Raw genomic sequence first — 1,101 nt, forward strand, 5'->3', positions numbered from 1 at the left:
GGCGGTGGCGCGCGACCTGCCCTATCGCGTGCTGCCGGACCTGAAGGTGCGCGCGCTGGGCGACATCCACACCGGCGGCGACTATCACACGCTGGTCGGCAACGGCCCGACCGCTGAGGCCAGCCTCGATTATTTCCGGCGCTTCAACGCGCGCTACCTGACCGTGCGCGCCAACACCACCGCGAGCGCCGAGGAGATGAAGCAGTGGCCGCGCGCCGGCACCTTCCTCAACGCCGACGGCCCGTGGGACGGCGACGAGCTGCGCCGCTGGCAGGATGACTGCCACAAGGCGGACATGGTGCTGGAGGCGGTGCGGATGGATTCCGCCTACATCATCATGAAGGAAGGGCCGCAGCGCGAGAAATATCTCGATCTCATCCGCGAGAATATCCGCAAGGCGTCGCGCGCCGGCATCCGGCTCGTCACCTATCACTGGACGATGATCCCGATCCGCCGCAACTTCACCGTGCCCGGGCGCGGCGGCTCGACCTATGACGGCTTCAGGCTGGAGAAGAACTATCGCGATCTGCCGGTCACCGAGGCCGCCGGCCGGGTGTCGATGGAGGATTACTGGTCGCGGATCGATCATTTCCTGAAGTCGATCGTGCCGGTCGCGCGCGAGAACAACGTCCGGCTCGCCGTCCATCCCTATGATCCCGGCGGTCTGCCGCTCGGCTATCAGGGCGTCGATAATTGGGACGCGGTCGACTACATGGCCGCCATCCGCAAATATATGGCCCTTTACGACGATCCCCATAACGGGCTGTGCTACGAAGTCGCCGTCACCGGCGAATCCATCCCCGATCCCAACGCCCAGCTGCCGCTGCTCCGCGAGATGGCCGAGAAGGGCAAGATCGCCCAGGTCCATTTCCGCAACATCCGCGGCGCGCAGGGCAATTTCATCGAAGTCTATGAAGATGAGGGCGATATCGACATGCTGAACTGCGTGCGCGTCCTGCGCGACACCGGCTGGCAGGGCACGCTGCTGCCCGATCACAACCCACGCCATCCCGACGACCCCAAGAAGCTCCAGGCCTTCGCCTTCTCCTATGGCTATATCGAAGGCCTCCTCCGCGCCGCCCGCGACGAAGCACGACGCGC

General features: G+C 65.3%; 1 protein-coding gene. It reads left to right on the plus strand.

All coding sequences use genetic code 11. The features are described from left to right. A partial coding sequence (locus KOF26_RS16935) for a mannonate dehydratase (RefSeq protein WP_216327983.1) occupies positions 1–1,101 on the plus strand: 1,101 nt, incomplete at both ends.

This window comes from Sphingomonas quercus, assembly GCF_018863195.1.
In the GTDB taxonomy this organism is placed as follows: Bacteria; Pseudomonadota; Alphaproteobacteria; order Sphingomonadales; family Sphingomonadaceae; genus Solisphingomonas; species Solisphingomonas quercus.